The sequence below is a fragment of the Mycobacterium sp. OTB74 genome (assembly GCF_029892685.1).
Lineage (GTDB): Bacteria > Actinomycetota > Actinomycetes > Mycobacteriales > Mycobacteriaceae > Mycobacterium.
The window spans coordinates 102,268-121,342 of record NZ_JARXVD010000016.1 but is presented as its reverse complement, the minus strand read 5'-3'; the positions used below and the strand labels follow the sequence as shown (position 1 = coordinate 121,342).

Below are 19,075 nucleotides of genomic sequence, written 5' to 3'. Positions count from 1 at the left end.
GCGGTCTGCGTATGCGCGGCGACATCAATGACTGGGTGCACCTTCCAAGGAATCAATTCTCTTCCGCTGCCCGGGGCCGTCGGACGCGGTCCGCACTCAGTGACCTACCGCGCCGAGATCGCCAATATCGGTACCCTGGAAGAGAATTCACCGGTGATGCTCGACGATGTCGTCGTCGGCAGTGTCGGTGCAATGCGATTCGACAACTGGCACATCGCAGTGACATTTTCCGTCCGCCCTGATGTCAGCATCCCGGCGAATGCCGTGGTCACCGTCGGTCAGACATCCTTATTGGGGTCGATGCATCTGGCCGTGGACCCGCCCCCCGGTGTTGCCCCGACAGGAAAGCTCCCGCCCGGGGCAACGGTGCCCCTAGCCGCGACCTCGACCTATCCATCCACGGAACAAACGTTGCTGGCACTGTCTGCCGTCGTCAACGGCGGCAACCTCGGTCAGGTCGGTGATGTTATCCACTCGCTCAACAAAATGTTCACCGGACATCAGCAGCAGATTCGGGACCTCATTACACGGCTCAACGACTTCGTGGGAAGGCTGGACTCCGACCGAGACAGTGTTCTGGCAACCGTCCGGTCACTCGACCGTCTCGCCGGAACCCTTGCCGCCCAAAACGATGTGATAAGCACCGCGCTGAAAGAGATACCACCGGCACTCGATGTGCTCATTCGGCAGCGGTCAACGTTGACCACGGCGCTCGACAAATTGCGCACCTTCAGTGAGACCAGCAATCAGGTAATCACCAACACCCGCGACGACCTGATTGCGAACTTGGTCAACCTAGCGCCAACATTCAAGGCACTCGCCGATGTAGGACCTTATCTCGATATCGGGCTGGCTGCCGCAACAACCTTCCCGCAGGCTCAAGACACGATCGATCGCGGAGTCAAGGGCGACTACATGAACCTGTTCGGGGTTGTCGACCTCACCATCCCGAGGCTCAAACGCACCATGATGCTAGGCACCCGGTGGGGTGACGATTCAGCTCAACTGGTCCCAGCACCCGGCGAGCCATACGGCAGGCCCTACACCAACGACCCACTGCACGTACCGACCACACCAGTCGCTCCGAAATCGTCTACTGAACAACAAGTTCCAGTTGGGTCGGCGCCTGAATCGGGGCAATCGGCGCCGGAAACGACGCCGAACCAGAGCGCCGGCGCTACACCACAGGACCGCCCGTGAAACTGACACGCTTTGTGCGAATCCAGCTGATCATTTTCACGATCGCGTCGGTCATCGGTGTGAGTGTCATGTGCTACACGTACCTGCAGGTGCCCCGGCTGCTCGGTGTCGGACACTTGACCGTGAAGCTGGAGCTGCCAACGACCGGCGGCCTTTACCAATTCGGCAATGTCACCTATCGCGGCGTACAGGTCGGAAAGGTCACCGACCTCAAAGTCGTCGGTGGCCGCCGCGTGGAAGCCACCCTTTCGCTTGATACTTCGCCACGCATCCCAATCAGCTCGATTGCCCGGGTCCGCAGTGTGTCCGCCGTGGGGGAGCAGTACGTCGACTTATGGCCAGCAAATGACGCCGGACCGTATCTGCAAGACGGCTCGACTATCACCGTCAGACCCGATTCGATGCCGCAACCGGCCGGGCCGATGCTCGACAAACTCAGCGCACTCGTTGAGAGCGTGCCAACCGGAAATATCGGCACACTGATGGACGAGACCAACAAAGCGTTCAATGGTGCCGCATATGACTTCGGCTCACTCATCGACTCCTCGACTGCGATGTCGAACCGGCTCAATGACGTGTCTGCACAGCTCAAAACGCTCATTAACGACAGTGGTCCACTGCTCGATGGACAAAATGACAGCTCGGATGCATTGCGTACGTGGGCGCAGCACCTGGCGGGAATCACCGGGCAGATCGTCGACGACGACCCGCAGATCCGTACCCTGCTCCGCAAGACGCCCAGTGCCGCAACAGAACTGACGCGACTTTTTGATCAGGTAAAGCCGACACTGCCGGTCCTGCTGGCCAATCTGGTGACCATCGGACAGATCGGTGTCACTTATCACCCGTCGATCGAACAACTGCTCATCTTGTTGCCGCCAAACGTCGCCAACGTTCAGTCGTATCTCCCGGGGAATAACCCGACGGGTATGGCGATCGGAGACTTCGCTGTTTCCTTGTCCGACCCGCCGGCGTGCACGGTCGGTTTCTTGCCGCCATCGCAATGGCGATCGCCGGCCGACACCACTACGATCGACACCCCAGATGGTCTGTACTGCAAACTTCCTCAGGATTCGCCGATCGGCGTACGCGGGGCGCGAAACTACCCGTGCATGAGTCATCCGGGTAAACGAGCGCCCACAGTTGAGATCTGCGACAGCGACAAGCCCTACATGCCCCTGGCTATACGTCAGCACGCCTTGGGGCCCTATCCGCTCGACCCGAACCTGATCGCCCAGGGCGTCCCACCTGACTCCAGGATCAACAGCGACAACCACCTGTTCGGACCTGTCAACGGGACACCGCCGCCACTAGACGCACCGCCGGCTTCGCCCGATAGCACCCGTCCGGTCGGGCCACCCGGCGGGCCCGATGCGGTGCCGACAGCTCAACAGCCCCCATTCGGTCTAAGCGTCACCCCGCCGGTGCCTGGGGACGGAGCACCCGCCGGCGGGATCGCGCCAAGCGCCTACAACCCGGCCGCACCAGCTGGATCGTCGGTCGCGATTGTGCACTACGACCAGCACACCGGGGCATACATAGCTCCCGATGGACGGACGTATGTCGACACCAACGTCACGCACACCGGTGGCGCGAAAAGCTGGCGTGACCTCATCGCGGGGCCGACATGACGGTTTTGCTGGGGCCCGCGTACCTCGATCTCACCTGCCACACGTTGCGGAAACGATGGGTTCGTACCCTAGCCGCAGTCGCAATGCTGGTACTCGCAAATTCGGTCGCGATAGCACCCCATGCGGCGGCAACCGATGATCACTATGCCCTCAACGGAACATTCATCGCGTATTCAGACGGGCAGTGGGCCAAGGTACGGGAGCGTTACCAAGACATTCCGCCGGTTCGCAGCACCTGGACCATCACCTCCCAATGCGATGGTCCTAACGATTGCCACGGGGTTATCACCAGCGATCAAGGTTGGACGGCAGAGTTGCGCAAACCCAACCAGGTGTGGTCGGCGGATCGCTTCGTGCCGAACTGGCAGCAGTGTCCCGACGGCACGACCTCACGAGGCCGGCAACTGTTCCGCTTCTGGCGCACTGACGATCAAGGTACCCCCGACTTGTCCGGCACCTCGCCACTGTTTACCGGTGAGGACAAGACCACCGGCGAAAGTGGCGCCTGCGGAGTAAACGAGTGGATGACCGTCAGAATGCCGCTCACCGTGCGCCAAGTGAGCTGATCACCCGCATCACCGTGAGCGGGGCTGCGACTGGACGCCCTAAAGACAGGTACTTCCGCCGGTCTGTCACGTCTGCTTGGACCGATCCAGCGCTTGTGATGCGTGGCACACTGTGTTAAAAAATCAATGACGTTTTATAGATTGTGTTTGCCCTGTGGCAACCGCAGCGACGAGATCCCGGCAACGGTCGGTTACTGCTGCCTCGGGGCCGAGGCCGGTTTTCCGCGGAGGGAGGGTGCGATGTCGTGGCTCCAAGAACTGACGCGCGCTGCCTCGATCTGGCAGCCGCTGGCCCCAGTGGCAAATTCGTTCACGGATATCGCATCACGAGATCGCAGCAAAGTCTATTGGTGCATAAGTGACTAGATCATCGATCGCACCCCTTGAAACCTCACCGGCATTCGCCGGGGGCAGCAATCTTTCAGCTATCGCCTGTCGATCCGTGGTGGAAACGGCCGACCCGCACCTACTGACAGCGATGTTGACTGCCGAGGGCCTGTCGGACGACCGGCTGACCGCGGCGTCGGCGCTGCGATTCGCGCCCGCTCTACCGGTGATCGCGATCGCCGTGTCCGCGGTGGCAGGGGCGGATCTGGCCAGCGGGTCGTCGTTGTTGACTGCCGTACTGCACTCGCGGGGCAGAGGGGTTGCCGGCCGGGTCGGGGCCCTCACCGCGGTACTGGTGCAACCCGAAGATCAGTACCGCTGCCTCGAGTCGGGCATTCGTGCAGTCATTCGAAGCGCCGCGATTGAGGGGCGGCTGGAGGCTGGAATTCGAATCGGTGTGGGCGCTGCTGCCTGCCTCGCCGATGCCCATCGATCCTGGCAACAAGCCTGCACCGCAACGCGATTCGCATTGCCGACAAGCGGGACCCAATACGCACATCCTGGCGACGCGGTGATTGGATACGACGAACTCGGTGGGCTGGAACTTCTCGCCGAGCTGCCACCTTCTCGGCTGCGGGAGCACCGCGACGTCGCAGTGCTCGACGCAATAGCCGAATCGTCAAGCGGTGCAACAGACGTAGCCGCGCTAGAAGCGTTCTGCAGAACGGGATCATTGCGTCAGGCTGCGCAGGCGCTCTATCTACACCACAGCACAGTCGCGGCTCGTCTAGTTCGAATCCAGACTGCGTCGGGGTGGGATCTCAACAACCCCGAAGACCGCTTTCGCGCGCGTTTCGCCCTGTGGGCGCGCAGACTTTCGCATTCGGCTGCCGGCCACTAACACTGTGAGCTCTCATCATCGGTGTTCCTAATGCCGCCGACCGGTCGCCGATGGCAAAAATCAACGTAGTTTAATCGCTGTAGCGGCGCCTAAGGAGTGCGGCGAATGGGCTAAATCGCTTTTGCCTCAGTAGATATGGTGACAATAAGACGTTGTCCTGTCAGCCGCCGGGGATATCCAGGGGGAGCGATGAATGCGACGCAGTGGGTGGTGCCCGCAGACGACTTGTGGCATAAATCGACATCCGCGCACCCACGCTGTTTGATCTCGCAGGAACCTGTCCGCGTCCTCGATCTGGCGGTCGTAGCGATCGACGGTTGTGGTCTGGTGCTCAATTGGTAGCGAAACCGATGCTGCTCTGACTTTCGATAGGCCCAGCGCTGCCTCTCGGATCGTTGGGGAACGGCTGGAGATAGATCTGAGCGCGATGAGGGGCTGCCGATTTTCGGGGGCGCGGACCGGGTCAACTAGGTGTTCACAATGTTCCGGAGTCGGTTGAGATGGCACCCCCGGATCGTCATCGGCGCCTGCGAAAAGCGCTGCTGCAGTGTCGGTATCGAATGGGTGAGCCGTGCTGGCATCGCCGAGGGCCGTGCCGACCATACCCGCGATCAGAGGGTCGCGATCGCGGTGTGCGTTGTTGAACATGCTGAGTTGGCTCCGGTCGGTGTCATCGCTGCGTCCTTCGCCGATCCTTGGCGGCGCGGCGTGATGCCAACTACTACAATACGATTCGCTTAAGGGAAGTATTCACCAGATCCTTGGTCTGTGGACCACCGGTGAGCGCTGGACACCGAGTCAGCCGCGGGTGGCTGGCAGCCCGGGGCTAAGTGGCGGCAGTATTTGTAGTCGTGATACCTGTCGCTGATGACTGCCCGGGGCCTGGGCCAGTGACCAGAAGCTGTTGATGTTTAAGCATTCCTTGCGGGTGCGCCCAGCGGGATGAAGTGCAGACCGAGCTATCCGGTCGACCACTCAGTCCTTGCGCCGCAGGCTTGTTCCGGTCCGTTGTCACATCGCAGCACGGTCGGGTAGGTGCCCTGGGTGGCCAGGCGGTCAAGTTCGCCGACGATACTCCGCTTGACGATCCGCCGTTCGCTACGCGCTCCTAAACCGCGGCAGCGCCGGCTGTGTTGGCTGTCACCACGACGTCGACGGTAGCGGCACCCTCATCGGAGGCGATGACGAGTTGGGTCGCGTTGGGTGCGGAAACCACGTGTCCGCCGGTGACCGTCACCTGGTAACCGTTCGGGAACTGCACTGCCGGCACCGCGATGGTGGTCTGCGAGCCACCGGCGAAGTCGCCCGAGCCGTCTACCTTTGCCGTGGAGTAGGTGAAGTCGAACGTGCCGCCGCTGAATGACCAGGTGCCCGGCGTGCCTGAGATCAGCTGCGGGTAGGGCTCGGCGAGCAAGTTGAGGTTGGTCGTGTTGACGTTGGCACCGGTCGGCGGCAGCGAGGGGTCGTACACCAGCGACTCCGACTCCGTGGGACCGGTGGTCGTGATGTCACCAACGCCCGAGTAGGTCCAGTCGGTCCAACCAGCCAGGTTGTTGTCGGAGGCCTGCACCGCGGGGGTGATCACCGATGCCTGATTAGTGGCACCCAGCTCGCTAACGAACGTCGGGATACCGGCCGCGTTCGCATACGCCTGGGCATTGCTGGCTACCAGGCTGTTGAACAGGTAGTTGTGGTACGAGAAGACGGTGTTGGAGGTATCAACCGTGCCGAGGTGAGATGGCACTCCGAACTCAAACAAGATGTTCGGTTCGTACAGTATCGCGGAGGTCGGGTCGACTGCCCTGATCGCCGAGGCCGCCTGGTCATAGAACGGATTGAGCTCTTGAGCGTCGAAGAAGCTGCCGCCTAGGACCGTCGCCAGCGCTTGCGAGCCCGGGTACGGTTCGTTCATGATCTCGTAGCCGAGCACTCCAGAGTTACCACTGAGACTGCTCGCGACGGTTTCCAACATCTGCGAGTAATCGTCCTCCAGCCCAGCCCCATTCGGCGCGGTGGTGTTGCCCCAGAACGCATCCCATGCATGATTTCCGGCCGGGGAGACGATTTCGTTGAGCGGGAAGGGCAGGCTGGTGTTGGGCAATCCTCCCGATAGCGATGCCCAGGCCGGGGCGCCTTCGCCCCCGTAGACGCTGCTGTACTCGTCTTGATGGAAGTCGATGATGGTGTAGATTCCGTGAGCGGCAAGCATTTGTACGGTCTGATCGATTGAGGCGATATAGGCGGGGTCGTAGACGCCGGGCTCGGGCTCCACGCCGGCCCAGACCACCCCTAGCCGCACAACGTTGAAACCGTTGGCGGCCAAAAATGCGGCGTCGTCACTGCTGAAGCCCGTGGCGGCGGGTTCATAAGGCGCCACCTTGTACACCTCGTTCACCCCGTGCAGGATCACGACCTGCCCATCACTGTTGGTGACCCAGGTGCTCGTGGCCGAGATGGGCAGCAGCGATCCGCCCGAGTCGCTAGCCCGCGCCAAAGACGTTGTACTGGTGCCGAATTTGCCGACGGTGCCATGGCTGCCCAGCAGGCCGGCGTTACCGCCTGCGCCGCCAAGTGCAGGCAGTCCTATTGGGTCGCCGCCGATCCCGCTGTCACCGGCGTCCCCGCCGTTGCCGCCGCTGCCCAACAGGCCTGCACCGCCCCCGCCGTCCCCGCCGTTGCCGCCGTTGGAGCCGTCGCCGCCGCGGCCGCCGTGGCCGCCGATGCCGAACACCAGACCAATCGCGGCGCCACCAGCGCCGCCGTCGCCGCCCGAACCGTCAGCGGCGCCGGCACCGCCGCCGCCCCCATCGCCGCCTATGCCCATGACCGACCCGCCGGCACCACCTGTGCCGCCGCCAGCGCCCGCACCGCCGGCTCCGCCGCGTCCGCCGGTGCCCAACATTCCGGCGGCGCCGCCGTCACCGCCGGCCACACCGGACTCGGTGCTGTCCCAGCCGGCACCGCCGTCGCCGGCCAACCACCCGCCGGCTCCGCCGTTGGGATCCGCCTGCGTACCGGCGGCACCATCGCCGATCACATATGACCCGGTCACCTCGTTGATGACACTGTCGACCCGCTGACCAACACTGCTGGTAATCCAGGATTCGACTGCCGTATGAATCGGGGTGTAGATCAACTGCTCGAACCATCCGGTCGCAGTGGTCGGCGTCGTTTGCTCAATCGCCGCAACCGTCGCGCTGCCGGTGATCGTACTGGCCGCGCTGGCTTGGGTGGTCGGCCCGTTGACCACCTGGGCAGCGGCGCTGTCCTGCATCAGCTGAGCGCTTGAGGTCTCACGGCGTGCGGCAGCGAGCATGATCCAGGACAGCGGTGAGTTGGCGGGTGTCGTCGGAGTGTTGCCTGGAAGTGAGCTTGTCAGCGCCGCTAGCACATTCGTCAGTGCTGTCGTGACAACGGCGGCTGGATCCCGAGGTTTCACAGCGGTCGAAGTGGTCGGCTGTGAGGTTTGCGCGGTGGGGGGTGCGGCCGGTGCTACGGCGACGCTCGCGGAGACCGACGACGCCGGCGCAGCGGCGGCGGCACGGTGTGCGATGGTTGAGCCAGCTCCGGTTAGCGCCGCTGCGCCCAGTTGCATACCGGTACCGAAGCCGTTCGGGTGCGAATCGGCCAGCCGGCCAGAGAAATTCAGACCATTCTGGCTTCCCGACGCAATACCGGTCAGTCCGGAGCCGGGATGCATTACCTGCGATCTGCTGCGATGCGCCGGCGTTGTGGTGGACTCGGCCTGGGACACGGCGGACTCGGATCGGCTCGGTGCAGAATGACCGGACGTTGCAGAGCCCAGTCGATGACCGGACGACGCGGAGCCTAGCCGTGGCTGAGCTCCAGAACTCCCGGGATCAGCCGCTGCCGGCGCGGCCCCGGCAAAGATCATGGCCGACGCCCCGACAAGTGTGCCCGCCGCAACGATGGCCTGACGACTCAAACACACCCGTATAGGCGGGCGTGGGATAGGTGCAGCGCCAAGTGCGTCTCCGACGCCCAAGGTCGCCGCCAACGCCCCGACCCTTCCGATCCACCGCGCTGAACCCATCGTTTCTCCTTTGCCCAAGGACGTCGTTCAGAAACCTTCGAGTTTGCTGAACATTAGAAAATCGGTGATGTTCTAAGAACATACAACAGGGTCCGGAAGTTGTGGCAAGGTTTTGAACAGATTCTTTGCCCTAGCGAGCACGGCCGTTAGCGGACCGAACATATCTCTGCCGCTCCGGATTTGGGCTGAACGGATCCCTGGCCGGCGGGTGCGAAGCGCGTCGACAACATGGCCACCCGGCCGAGAAGCGGCCAAAAACAAGGAGAGCGGTCACTCACTACTTGGTCGCGGTGCTTGGCCGCCGTCTGATGGCGCGGACGTGACCATGCTCGGTAGCGGCCAAGCGGGGCTGGTCGAGGTGCTCGACGTACCCGAACATCTGCGTGACGTCGCGCCAGAAGGCCTTGCCGCACTGTCGTTCCTGACCGACAACTACCACGATGTGCAGAACCGAGCGCGCACCATGGCGAGCGACGTCACCGTTCTGTTCGGTGATGTACCGGGTGTCAACCTGTTCTTCTGCACCATGGGCGGCGTGCCCATCGAGTTCATGGGCGGCTACGCGCAGCAGTCGCCTTCCTCTGCTCAGAAGGGGCTTCCTACATCACCGGCCAAGTTATCGGCGTCAACGGCGGCATGTATATCTGACGCTGGACAGCAATCTTGGTACCTCGGTCGACAAACAAAAGCCTGGTCGCTGCGTGGTGTGACCGCCCCAACTTGATGATGGGCGCCGCTGATCACCAGCCGATCACTCCTAGTGCAGTCGCGGCACGTATAGATCCGTTGCCGCCCGAGGAATTCTCGGCTGAGTTCGGTACAGCGATGGCCGCTTTGCACCCGCCCAATCCCTGGCATCAGCCACTGACGGCCTGACAGAATTGAGCGTTTTCGATACTGCGTCGGCCGATCGCGTGCGAGTGCCGATCGAACCTCGAACGTCTGGCTGCATCGGATGGTGTTCTTGACGAGCCATGTCGCAGCTTCGCTGTGGCAACATCGGCGAACATGCGGGTGGTGGTGCAGCGAGTGACGTCAGCGCGGGTATCGGTCGACGGACAGACCGTGGGTCAGATCAGCCCGGAAGGCCAGGGGTTGGTGGCGCTCGTTGGCCTCACCCATTCCGACGATGTCGAGGTCGCGCGGAAGATGGCGGCGAAGATACATAGTCTGCGGATACTCGACGGTGAACTCAGTGCCGCCGACGACGGCGAGATGCAGCGAAGATTAACAAACGTGCACTGCTTGTTAAACAAGGACACGAACTAACAAAAGGTAGCTGTCAGTCGGTAGATCTCGGGGAATTAGCAGTGTGATGTGCAGTAATTGCCCGTGGTCGGGCTGTCGATAGTTTGCCTTCCCGTCTGTGTGGATCAGCTGCAGGTCAGTTAGGCCGCCCTGTGCTCGCTTGACTTTATTGGTCGTGCGTGGATTAGGAGCGTTTGGCTCGGCAGCGGCTCTCTGGGATGGAGGTAGAGCGGTACGTCGAGTTCGGCGATTTTCGCCCACAACGGCGCAAACGTCGGGTTGTCGAGATACCGACCTGTCTGGTCGTCGCCAATGTTGGTGTAGCCGTTGATCATCAGGCCGACTGCACCCAGATCGCGAACGGCGCGCTCCAGTTCGAGGGCGGCACGATCCGGGTCCTGGTGGCAACGCAGGCGAACATCGAGAACCTATCGGGCCGTTTGTCGATGAACTGCTGGCGCAGGGCATCGTTGGTGTCGCGGGCCAGCCGGACTGCGGCCTCGACATCGGTGACCGACTGAATCCCCGGCGAAGTCAGTGACAGGATCACCCGCTCGATACCCGTCTAGTCCATCAGGTCGAGACGGTCGTCTACGTCGAGCAGACGCGCCTCGACGTACTCGGTTAGCACCTTGCCATTGCGCGCTGATTCGCCGGCTGAGTTCCAGAACTTGTTGTTCTCTGCGGTCGAGAAGTGCTCCTCGAGCGCCCATTTGTCATGCATATGCCGCTCCTTTACAGACACTGCACTGCGACGACTACCGCATCAGCGTCGCAAACTCAGCGTTCACCATCAGTCCAACCGAGAAAGCCGTGGTAACCGATGAGGCCATGCTGCGGTGCGCACACATACGCGAGGACACACGTGCAGGTTGCCAACTTCGCGCCATGCCGTGATGCCCTGAATTGAGGTTTCGGCGGGATTGCTGACGACGCTCGTGTGCTCCGCGGGAGGGCGATCAAGACCGCCGATGTGAACCGCTCAGAATCCCGCAGGTCGGCCGATGGGTCAGCAATATTGTTAGGTCGGGCACCAGTTTCCGGCCAAGACCGCTCTGATGCTGACCACTCTTCCACCGTGATGACCGGACTAGGAAAGGAAATCAAGATGAGTTCCGATGAGCAAGTCGTTCAACACGCCATCAGCTGGCCACCGAAGTATCTTCCAGGCACCCGCGACAATTTCGTCTCGAACGAAGTTATCGTCGCGGGTCTCAGTGCAGTCAAAATCTGGCGATATATCGTCGATACCTCAACCTGGATCTCCTACTACGACAACGTCTCTGATATCGCCTTTCCTAATGACGATGGGCCCACCTTGGCCAACGACGTGCACTTCAGCTTCTCGACCTTCGGTTTCCCGCCGCTGGTAGCTCACGTCATCGAATTCCAGTCACCAGACTCCGGAGCACCGGGCCGGCTGTCCTGGACAGCCGAACAAGGCGATTCACCCGAAGAACTGCTCGACGTCTTACATGCCTGGCTGATCGAAGATCTGCCACAAGACCGCGTACGGATCTTGACGCAGGAATCGCAGATCGGCGTCCCCGCCCGGGAGCTTGCGGCACAGCGCCCGAACCCGATGCTCAACGGGCACCAAGCGTGGCTGGACGGACTTGTCTCCGCCGCCCGCCACTCAAGCTGACCGACTTGCGTGGCGCAGCGTTCTCGTGGGTTTCCCAGCCCCTGTGCGACAACGAAACTGGACCAACAGTGCTAGACCGAGGGTTCTGTAAAGCCATGGCACGTATAGATCCACTGCCGCCCAAGGAATTCTCGGCCGAATTCCGCACGGCGATGACCGCTTTACGCCCGCCTAATCCCCGGCATCAGCCACTGCCCACCAAAGACCGGCCGAAAGCACTCAACACTCTGGGAACGCTGGCCCACCACCCCGACCTAGCGCGCGCCTACTTCACCTTCAACGGCCATCTGCTGCTCGGAACCACTCTGACCGAGCGGCAGCGCGAGCTGGTCGTGCTGCGGGTCGCCGCGGTACGCCAGTCCAGTTATGAGTGGTACCAACACCTTTTCGTGGCCCGCGACGCAGGCATCACCGATGAAGAGGTAGGCCGGGTCGCCTACGGGCCGGAATCGCCGATGTGGAGTGAGTTCGAATCGGCACTGCTGCGCTCGGTCGACGAAATGATCCTCGACGGGGGCATCAGCGCCGCGACCTGGCAGGTGCTGGCCGCCGAATTCGATACCCGCCAACTACTCGACCTGGTGTTCACCGCGGGCGGCTATGACATCCTGGCGCGGTTGTTCAAATCGTTCGAACTCACCATGGACGACGACATCCCGGCCCTGATGGCCCGATACCAGCAGCTGTTCCCGACGGAGCCCTGATGCGCATCGGTCTCACCGGTGGAGGGTCGACGCTGGAATCGATCGTCAACCAAGCCCGCAGCGCCGAGGAGCAGGGTTTCACCTCGCTGTGGTACGCCAGCAATGTTGCCGCAGATCCGTTGACCGCCATGGCAATTGCCGGGCGGGAAACCTCGACCATCGAACTGGGCACCGCAGTGCTGCAGACCTACCCTTGTCACCCGCTGCTGCAGGCCAACCGGGTCACCGCGGCCGCCGAGGCCATGGGCCGGCCCGGATTCACCCTCGGCCTGGGGCCTTCGCATGCCGCAGTGGTCCACGACGTTTACGGACTGTCCTACGATCACCCGGGCCGCAATACCGAGGAATACCTCACCATCATCACTGCGGTACTGCGCGGCGAACAGGTCGATTTCACCGGCAGCGATTGGAGCGCGCACACCGCAGGCCGAGCCGCTGTCCCCACCAATCCGGTGCAGGTTCTGCTGTCGGCGCTCTCGCCCCGGATGCTGCGAATCGCCGGAGCCATCGCTGACGGCACCGTGCTGTGGATGGCATCGGCGAAGGCCATCGATACCCACATCGCGCCGGCGATCCACGCGGCAGCGACCGCCGCGGGCCGGCCTGCACCGCGGATCGTCGCCGGGCTGCCCGTCGCTGTCCACGATGACGAAGCAGAAGCCCGCTCGGCAACCCACGCCACCGCGGGGATGTACGCGGGAATGCCCAACTACCAACGCATTATCGAAACCGGCGGCGGCACCTCACCGGCCGACGTCGCCATCGTCGGCACCGAAGCATCAGTGCGAAGACAGCTGTGCGAATTGCTCGATGCGGGAGCCACCGATATCGGGGCCCAACCCATCGCCGTCGGACACGACAAAACGCAGCGCACCCAATCCAGACAACGCACCACAGACCTACTACGCGAACTGCTAGCGGAGAACTGAGGACACATCATCGGCCATGCAGTGTTCGGCATCCGACGGTCACCTCTGACGATCGACCGTATTCGTGCGCCACAGTTGTATCGGTGCACAGAGTTTAAGGCGAAACCCATTCGACACCAGAAGTTTAGAACGTAAGATCGGCTGCATACCCGTGCGGTGAACTATTGCGGAGGCTCCAGTCGTTCGAAAGACTGCGCCGTGTAAGTAGTTTTCGTATTGCCGCCCGCGGTGGATTCAGTTCTCATGACGGCCTGGACTCGGATCCGTTCTCCGGTGGCAAGTCCGCGGGTCTAACTTGGGTCGATGTGGCCAAGCTTGACCGTGACAGCATCACCGTCGTCTTGTTGAATCACCGAGGCGCTGACCGCGGACACGGTGAGATATTCGCCTGTGATGACAACGGGCTGTTCATTCAGGTTGGCGTGTTCGACGACATCGGCCATGTGCCGGGCGGCACTTGCGGTGACACTGACCGGCCGTGTTGGCCGCGATGGCTGCTTCCAGTCGATATCGACATCAAAAGCGGCACTTTCCAACGTTTTTGCGAAATCCCGCACCGCAGAGGTGGTGCGCGGACCCATGCCACCAAGCCGGCGCACGAACGTGGACTTGTCCGGGTCCGGGCCGATGCAAGGCAACCTCACGAACAATTATCGCAATACTGCTGCCGCCCGATGTAGAACTATGATCTAGTTTGACCAGCTACAATAGCACGACTACACGGCCGCTGGGGACCGATCAACGGGGGGCATCGATGTTTGTAGGACGATTGAGCGGATCAGTCACGCGGGCCTGTGTCGCGACTGTGGCGATGAGTTGCACCTCGGCGCTGGTGGCCACGTCGACAACATCGACGACACCCAAGCTGTTGACCAATGTCCTCGTGATGGATGGCACCACGTTTTCCACGCCGGCACCGGGATTCGTGACGGCGGCGATCGATGATTTCGTCTCGCCTGCTCTGGGCGGGGGCACGTTTACCGGCGTGCCGGTCACGACTCCCGAACAGGTTATCGACATCAATGAGTCGATAACCGAGGGCCTGGTCGCGCTGCAAAAGGCCATGGCTCAGCAAGCTGCAAGCGCGCCAGGTCAGCCGTATGTCATTTTCGGGTACTCCCAGAGCACGGTCATCATCGATCTGGAGAAGATTGCGCTGGCCAAACAGCAGGCCGCAGGGCAACCGATTCCGCAGGTCACCTTTGTGGAGATCGGTGACGGCGAACGGCCCAACGGCAGTGTCGCTGAGCGCCTGTCCGGGCTGACAATTCCGTTCTTTGATTTCACCATGAACGGCGCAGAACCGACTGATACCGGCATCGCGACCGTGGATATTGCTCGCCGGTACGACGGACTATCTGATGCTCCTGAGTATCCCATCGACGTGGTGTCAGATGTTAATGCCCTGCTGGGCATCATCTTTGAACATGCGCTGTACGGCGAGGAGGTCAGCCTGGACCCGTCCAGCCCGAACTATGTCGCAGGTACCACCGCGCAGCAGCACGGGGACACCACGTACTACTTCATTCCGACAACGACCCTGCCGCTGCTCGAGCCGCTGCAGCGGCTGGGCATCCCGCAGTCGGTACTCAATATCGTCCAGCCTGTTCTCAGTGTGCTGGTGGAGGCCGGCTACGACCGCGCCACCCCGTTCTGGGTTCCTGAACCGGCGCAACTGATTCCGATCACCGACCCGATCACCTTTGCCATCGAATTGGCCAACGCGGTCGTGCAAGGCGCGCAGAACGCCGCGTCGCTTCTTGGGCTGAAACTGCCCGGTTACACCCAACTGACCGGCGCGCTGGCCACGGCGCAAAGCCAGGTGGCCGCAGCGATTGGCGCCCCGTACCGCACGCTCGTCTCGACGCTGAACACCGTCTTCAACCCCATTTGGGCGTTTGACCATGTCGAAGGCGTCGTGGCCAATGTCGTCGACAGCGTTATCAACGCCACGGGTATCCCGCGGCTACTGAATGCCGTGTTGGACGCCACGCTGTTTCCGCTGACCGCCTGGGCCGAGCGAACATTCGCCTTCCCGCAGAAGGCCGCGGCGGCGCCGACGTCCGCGACGTCCCTGGCGAGCACCACCGCGCAGGCCGCGCGAGCGACGCACCCGTCACCGTCGGCGCCATCACCTGATCCTGCCGTGGCCCGTCATGCCGACAATGGCCGATCGTCGGCCTCACATACTGCCACGGCCAGCACGACTGCAGCGCAGGTCAGCGACTCTCACTCCCAGTCAGCGAACGCCAAAAAGGCTGGCAAAAAGGGCAGTTCATCACAGTCACGGCGCTCGACAAAGTCACACTGAGTGCCAGCGCGCCGGTGGGAGTGCGCCTATACGCTCGGCGAGCGCAGGTCGGCGACGCGCTGCATCGCGTCCATGCATTGCTTCAACGCGAATGCTGGATTGAATTCGAGGTGTTTGGTGGGTCCCGGGTAGATCAGGACATGCCCGGCCGGGAAAAAATACACCTCTCCGGGCCCGACGATGTCGTCGGGCCAGTCGGTGCCGGGGTAGGTAGCGCGAATTGAGCCTTCGAAAATGTAGCCGTAGTGTGGACACGGGCACAGTCCACCCGGCAGACCGCCAATCTTGTTGATATCTGTGCAATCCAATGCGTGATCGGTCGTGGTGTAACCGACTTCGAGATCTCCCCAATGTGCCGACCGGAAGCGGTCAGCGGCCGCGGGCCACCGCCCGTTGGGCAGATCCTCGGGTTTGGCATGAGGCATGGTCTTCACTTTCTCGGTGTGGTCATGAGCGGTGTGCTCTGGTGAATAGGACTGTGCTGCAGGGCTAATCGTGTGTTGAGTTAATTTTTTCTAGACGCAGCGGCAGTTCGATCTGCAGGTCTTTGTTGATGGCGCAGCTTCCGCTGTTGCCGGTGGTGACATCAACGCCGGCCAGGACGGGCGATCCGATGCGGACCATTCCTACGTCGTCCACGGGATAGAACCGGAAGACCTGGTGCCCGATGCCCGCGGTCCCGTCGGGGCAGGGCTCCCAATTGGGAACTTCGTGCTTGACGACGTATTCTCCGCTGCCCGAGGTGATGTCGGCCACCCAGCCCTGATCGCTGTGCACCGTCCCTGAACAGGTCGTGGCGTTGCTGCAGTGGCTGGCGATGGTCCAGGTGCTGCGCACGATGGCTTCGTCGTGGTAGACCTCGTTGGTGCGTGCCCACTGGCCGTTGGATTGCACCGCATACACGCCGTTGAGTGCCCAGGCCTGGTCTCCGGGATCGGCATGGCCGAGCGGACTGGCGACCAACGCGATCACCACCGTCAGACCTGCCGCACCCACCCGCGCCGGGGCGGTTCCCGGCGCGGGTGGTGAGGGGGCACGGTGGTTCACGGGGTCACTGCACGGGCGTGAATGTCAGGTGCAGGTCGCTCAAGCCGCGCAGGATGTACGTCGGTTCGTAGGTGTAGCGGCGGTCGGCGGCTGGCCCGTGGTGCGCTTCGTCGACCGAGATTTCCGCCATCCGGTCCAAGATCCGCTCCAACGCCACGCGCCCTTCCACGCGGGCCAACGGTGCCCCGGGGCAGGAGTGGATGCCACGCGAGAAGGCCACGTGTTCACGAACGTTCTTGCGGTCCAACCGGAATTCGTGCGGGCATTCGAAGCGGTCGGGGTCGCGGTTGGCCGCACCCGGTGACAACATGACGGTGGTGCCCACAGGGATGGGCACCCCGCCCAGTGTGGTGTTCTTGCGGGCAAGGCGAAACGCTGATTTCACTGGCGCCTCCATCCGCAGTGTTTCTTCGACGAACGTCGGAATGAGGCTGCGATCGGCCCGCAACTGGGCTTGCAGGTCGGGCTCGTCGCACAGGAATCGCAATGCGGCGCTGAGCAATTTGGCGGTGGTTTCCTGCCCGGCGCCGAACAGGAAGGTCGCGGTGCGCACCACCTCAACGACATCCGGCAGCGTGCCATCGCTGTAGGTGGCGGTGGCCAGGTCGGTGAGCACGTCATCGCGGGGCTCGCGTCGCCGGTCTTCGATGTACGCGCTGAACTTCTCGTCGAGGAATTCCAGCGGGTTGGTCGGCGCCGGTTCGTGGTCGATGGTTCCCGCAAGATGACTGTGGGCGAGCGCCTTTCGGAATTCTCGGTGATCGGATTCGGGAACTCCGAGCAGGTCGGCAATGACCAGCATCGAGTACGGTTTGGCGAAGGCGTCCAGGAACTCGCAGTGGCCGTCGTTGAGGAATTCGTCGAGCTGGCTGTCGGCCAGCCGCCACATGAAGTCCTCGTTTTCTTTGAGGCGGCGGGGGGTCAGTAGCCGGCTCAGAATCGACCGGGCTCGGGTGTGGTCGGGCGGGTCCATCGTGACCATATGCTCGAAGAGCGGAAACTGGGCGCGGTGCGCGGCGATCTGGTCGTCGATGCAGTCGCCTTCCGGCTCAAAAGGCAACGGAGGGAACGGGCCTCCGACGGCGATACAGCTGGAGAAGGATTCGGTGTCACGGTACAGGGCGAGCACTTCGTCGTATCCGGTGACCGCAATCACGCCGTGATGCGGTACCGCCGTCACCGATCCTTGCGCACGCAGATAGTCCAGATATGGGTGTGGGTCGGGCACCAGCGACGGGTCGGTGAAGTAGTCGATGTCCTCGAAACTGGTCATTTGTAAAACCTTTCAACACAGAACGGGCTTGGTTCGGCGACGGCCGGTGGGGCCACGACGTCGCGCAGTGCGGGTGCGGTTATTAAAAAAGGGGGGGTGAAGGGTGGCGCTCAGGCGCGAGCGCCACCGAGGGCAGTCAGGCAGAAATGCCACAAGCGGTCTTTAACCACATCCATGTCACCTTCGGTGCGTGGCGCGAAAGCGTAGTAGTGGTAAACCGATCGAACGAGCTCGGAGAGGAACCACGGATCCCATTCGCTGTCCACGGGGTTGAGCCGTCCGCCGTCGATCGCGTCTTGCACGCCTTCGCGCAGCAGATCGACAAACGGCTTCTCCGCGTCGAACAGTTCTTTGGGGTACTGCCGATGCAACCGCCAGTGCGCGCCGACGACGAAACGGGTACCTCCGCCGTCGCCGTTGTTGGCATCGAGAAGCTCCAGCGCCGTCACGATGTACAGCCTCAACCGATCCAGCGGATCGTCGAGCTTGCTGGCGGCTTCGCGCCATTGGCGGCACGCGGTAGTCATCGAGTCGCCCAGCACGGCCAGCAGCAGTTCGTCCTTGCTCGCGAAGTACCGGTAGAACGTCTGCAACGCCACGCCGGCTTCAGCGGCCAGTTCCTGAGTAGTGAAGGCGTCGCCTTTGACCAGCACCAAGCGGTGCGCAGCATCGAGCATCAGGCGAGCCTGAGCGGCGACGCGTTCACGCGAACGCTGCACCGCCGGCGAGCGTTCGAAGGCTCGCTCCTCCCAGGACATTGCAGACATGATAGTCGGTGCGATTTCGCTGGTGCCGGTCATATCGGCCGCAAAACCACAACGGGGATGTCGCGGTCGGTTCGTGACTGGTACACGTCGTAGTTGGGCCATGCGTCTCGCACGATCTGCCACAGCCGTGGCTTGTCGGCCGCCGACGCCGTGTGCGCAGTGACATCGAGGTGCTGGTCTTTGACCTGGATGCGGGCCCGCGGGTTGGCTTGCAGGTTCAGATACCAGGCAGGGTGGCGCGGGGCGCCCCCCATCGACGCCACGACCAGGTAGTCTTGACCGTCGCGGGCGAAGATCAGTGCGCTGGTGCGCTCGTCACCGGTGCGCCGCCCGGTGACCGTCAGCAACAATGTAGGGACGCCGTTCCACAGGTATCCGGTGTGTCCGTCACTGTCGCGGTAGGCCTCGACGTGGTTGCGCCCGACCAGCGCGAGGTCAGGTGCGGTGTAAACCGGTTTGCTCATCGGCTCTC

General features: G+C 62.4%; 18 protein-coding genes and 2 pseudogenes. 10 read left to right on the top strand and 10 right to left on the bottom strand.

The window, feature by feature from the left end; translation table 11 throughout:
- Positions 1–27 precede the first annotated feature (27 nt).
- The 4 genes from M2432_RS20445 to M2432_RS20430 all read left to right on the top strand — a co-directional run bounded on the left by M2432_RS20445 (position 28) and on the right by M2432_RS20430 (position 4,625).
- Positions 28–1,200 carry an MCE family protein gene (locus M2432_RS20445; protein ID WP_280828658.1) on the top strand — a complete coding sequence of 391 codons (1,173 nt, stop codon included), beginning with the start codon at positions 28–30 and terminating at the stop codon, positions 1,198–1,200.
- Complete coding sequence (locus M2432_RS20440) at positions 1,197–2,831, top strand: MCE family protein (RefSeq protein ID WP_280828657.1); 1,635 nt, start codon at positions 1,197–1,199, stop codon at positions 2,829–2,831. Before M2432_RS20445 ends, M2432_RS20440 begins: the two co-directional genes overlap by 4 nt.
- An 83-nt stretch (positions 2,832–2,914) precedes the next feature.
- Positions 2,915–3,397, top strand: a complete 483-nt coding sequence (locus M2432_RS20435) for a hypothetical protein (protein WP_280828656.1) — start codon at positions 2,915–2,917, stop codon at positions 3,395–3,397.
- Between the two features lie 358 nt (positions 3,398–3,755).
- Positions 3,756–4,625, top strand: coding sequence for a helix-turn-helix domain-containing protein (locus M2432_RS20430; RefSeq protein ID WP_280828655.1), 870 nt, complete (start codon positions 3,756–3,758; stop codon positions 4,623–4,625).
- Between the two features lie 737 nt (positions 4,626–5,362).
- Here M2432_RS20430 and M2432_RS20425 read toward each other — a convergent pair.
- Together M2432_RS20425 and M2432_RS20420 are read right to left on the bottom strand one after the other, a co-directional pair.
- Positions 5,363–5,689, bottom strand: a pseudogene (locus M2432_RS20425) (hypothetical protein); the annotation flags it as partial.
- 44 nt (positions 5,690–5,733) lie between these two features.
- Entirely contained in the window at positions 5,734–8,379 is a 2,646-nt protein-coding gene (locus M2432_RS20420; protein WP_280828654.1) for a cellulase family glycosylhydrolase, read from the bottom strand.
- 864 nt (positions 8,380–9,243) lie between these two features.
- Here M2432_RS20420 and M2432_RS20415 point away from each other — a divergent pair.
- Both M2432_RS20415 and M2432_RS20410 read left to right on the top strand, forming a co-directional pair.
- Positions 9,244–9,327 (top strand): annotated as a pseudogene (locus M2432_RS20415) (SDR family oxidoreductase); the annotation flags it as partial.
- Positions 9,328–9,687: 360 nt separating this feature from the next.
- Positions 9,688–9,948 (top strand): D-aminoacyl-tRNA deacylase, encoded by a 261-nt coding sequence (locus M2432_RS20410; RefSeq protein ID WP_280828653.1) that lies wholly within the window; start codon positions 9,688–9,690, stop codon positions 9,946–9,948.
- Between the two features lie 313 nt (positions 9,949–10,261).
- Here M2432_RS20410 and M2432_RS20405 read toward each other — a convergent pair whose 3' ends face one another.
- Both M2432_RS20405 and M2432_RS20400 read right to left on the bottom strand, forming a co-directional pair.
- Entirely contained in the window at positions 10,262–10,477 is a 216-nt protein-coding gene (locus tag M2432_RS20405; protein WP_280828652.1) for a hypothetical protein, read from the bottom strand.
- A 15-nt stretch (positions 10,478–10,492) separates the two neighbouring features.
- Positions 10,493–10,651: a hypothetical protein gene (locus tag M2432_RS20400; protein ID WP_280828651.1), complete on the bottom strand. Its 159-nt coding sequence runs from the start codon at positions 10,649–10,651 to the stop codon at positions 10,493–10,495.
- Between the two features lie 384 nt (positions 10,652–11,035).
- Between M2432_RS20400 and M2432_RS20395 the strand changes: the two genes are divergently transcribed.
- The 3 genes from M2432_RS20395 (at position 11,036) to M2432_RS20385 (ending at position 13,205) form a co-directional block, all read left to right on the top strand.
- On the top strand, positions 11,036–11,572 hold the full coding sequence (locus M2432_RS20395; RefSeq protein WP_280828650.1) for a hypothetical protein: 537 nt from the start codon (positions 11,036–11,038) through the stop codon (positions 11,570–11,572).
- Positions 11,573–11,667: 95 nt separating this feature from the next.
- On the top strand, positions 11,668–12,276 hold the full coding sequence (locus tag M2432_RS20390) for a carboxymuconolactone decarboxylase family protein (RefSeq protein ID WP_280828649.1): 609 nt from the start codon (positions 11,668–11,670) through the stop codon (positions 12,274–12,276).
- On the top strand, positions 12,276–13,205 hold the full coding sequence (locus M2432_RS20385) for a TIGR03564 family F420-dependent LLM class oxidoreductase (RefSeq protein ID WP_280828648.1): 930 nt from the start codon (positions 12,276–12,278) through the stop codon (positions 13,203–13,205). The genes M2432_RS20390 and M2432_RS20385 overlap by 1 nt, the downstream gene beginning before the upstream one ends.
- A 290-nt stretch (positions 13,206–13,495) precedes the next feature.
- Here M2432_RS20385 and M2432_RS20380 read toward each other — a convergent pair whose 3' ends face one another.
- Positions 13,496–13,849, bottom strand: a complete 354-nt coding sequence (locus M2432_RS20380) for a hypothetical protein (RefSeq protein WP_280828647.1) — start codon at positions 13,847–13,849, stop codon at positions 13,496–13,498.
- A 167-nt stretch (positions 13,850–14,016) separates the two neighbouring features.
- Between M2432_RS20380 and M2432_RS20375 the strand changes: the two genes are divergently transcribed.
- Positions 14,017–15,516: a PE-PPE domain-containing protein gene (locus M2432_RS20375; protein WP_280828646.1), complete on the top strand. Its 1,500-nt coding sequence runs from the start codon at positions 14,017–14,019 to the stop codon at positions 15,514–15,516.
- A gap of 26 nt (positions 15,517–15,542) precedes the next feature.
- On the opposite strand, the gene M2432_RS20370 is transcribed toward M2432_RS20375, so the two are convergent.
- From M2432_RS20370 to M2432_RS20350, 5 genes are all read right to left on the bottom strand, one after another.
- Positions 15,543–15,941, bottom strand: coding sequence for a hypothetical protein (locus M2432_RS20370; RefSeq protein ID WP_280828645.1), 399 nt, complete (start codon positions 15,939–15,941; stop codon positions 15,543–15,545).
- Between the two features lie 64 nt (positions 15,942–16,005).
- A complete protein-coding gene (locus M2432_RS20365) occupies positions 16,006–16,563 on the bottom strand; it encodes a hypothetical protein (RefSeq protein ID WP_280828644.1) in 558 nt (185 codons plus the stop codon).
- 4 nt (positions 16,564–16,567) lie between these two features.
- Positions 16,568–17,836, bottom strand: a complete 1,269-nt coding sequence (locus tag M2432_RS20360; protein ID WP_280828643.1) for a cytochrome P450 — start codon at positions 17,834–17,836, stop codon at positions 16,568–16,570.
- A 110-nt stretch (positions 17,837–17,946) separates the two neighbouring features.
- Complete coding sequence (locus M2432_RS20355; RefSeq protein WP_280828691.1) at positions 17,947–18,555, bottom strand: helix-turn-helix domain-containing protein; 609 nt, start codon at positions 18,553–18,555, stop codon at positions 17,947–17,949.
- A gap of 77 nt (positions 18,556–18,632) precedes the next feature.
- Entirely contained in the window at positions 18,633–19,067 is a 435-nt protein-coding gene (locus M2432_RS20350; protein WP_280828642.1) for a nitroreductase family deazaflavin-dependent oxidoreductase, read from the bottom strand.
- Positions 19,068–19,075 lie beyond the last annotated feature (8 nt).

What these genes read in the sequence shown, in the direction of transcription:
- M2432_RS20445 (WP_280828658.1), top strand. Translation starts at nt 28, where the DNA reads ATGACTGGGTGCACCTTCCAAGGAATCAATTCTCTTCCGCTGCCCGGG.
- M2432_RS20435 (WP_280828656.1), top strand. Translation starts at nt 2,915, where the DNA reads ATGCTGGTACTCGCAAATTCGGTCGCGATAGCACCCCATGCGGCGGCA.
- M2432_RS20410 (WP_280828653.1), top strand. Translation starts at nt 9,688, where the DNA reads ATGCGGGTGGTGGTGCAGCGAGTGACGTCAGCGCGGGTATCGGTCGAC.
- M2432_RS20400 (WP_280828651.1), bottom strand. Translation starts at nt 10,651, where the DNA reads ATGCATGACAAATGGGCGCTCGAGGAGCACTTCTCGACCGCAGAGAAC.
- M2432_RS20395 (WP_280828650.1), top strand. Translation starts at nt 11,036, where the DNA reads ATGAGTTCCGATGAGCAAGTCGTTCAACACGCCATCAGCTGGCCACCG.
- M2432_RS20390 (WP_280828649.1), top strand. Translation starts at nt 11,668, where the DNA reads ATGGCACGTATAGATCCACTGCCGCCCAAGGAATTCTCGGCCGAATTC.
- M2432_RS20385 (WP_280828648.1), top strand. Translation starts at nt 12,276, where the DNA reads ATGCGCATCGGTCTCACCGGTGGAGGGTCGACGCTGGAATCGATCGTC.
- M2432_RS20375 (WP_280828646.1), top strand. Translation starts at nt 14,017, where the DNA reads ATGAGTTGCACCTCGGCGCTGGTGGCCACGTCGACAACATCGACGACA.
- M2432_RS20370 (WP_280828645.1), bottom strand. Translation starts at nt 15,941, where the DNA reads ATGCCTCATGCCAAACCCGAGGATCTGCCCAACGGGCGGTGGCCCGCG.
- M2432_RS20360 (WP_280828643.1), bottom strand. Translation starts at nt 17,836, where the DNA reads ATGACCAGTTTCGAGGACATCGACTACTTCACCGACCCGTCGCTGGTG.
- M2432_RS20350 (WP_280828642.1), bottom strand. Translation starts at nt 19,067, where the DNA reads ATGAGCAAACCGGTTTACACCGCACCTGACCTCGCGCTGGTCGGGCGC.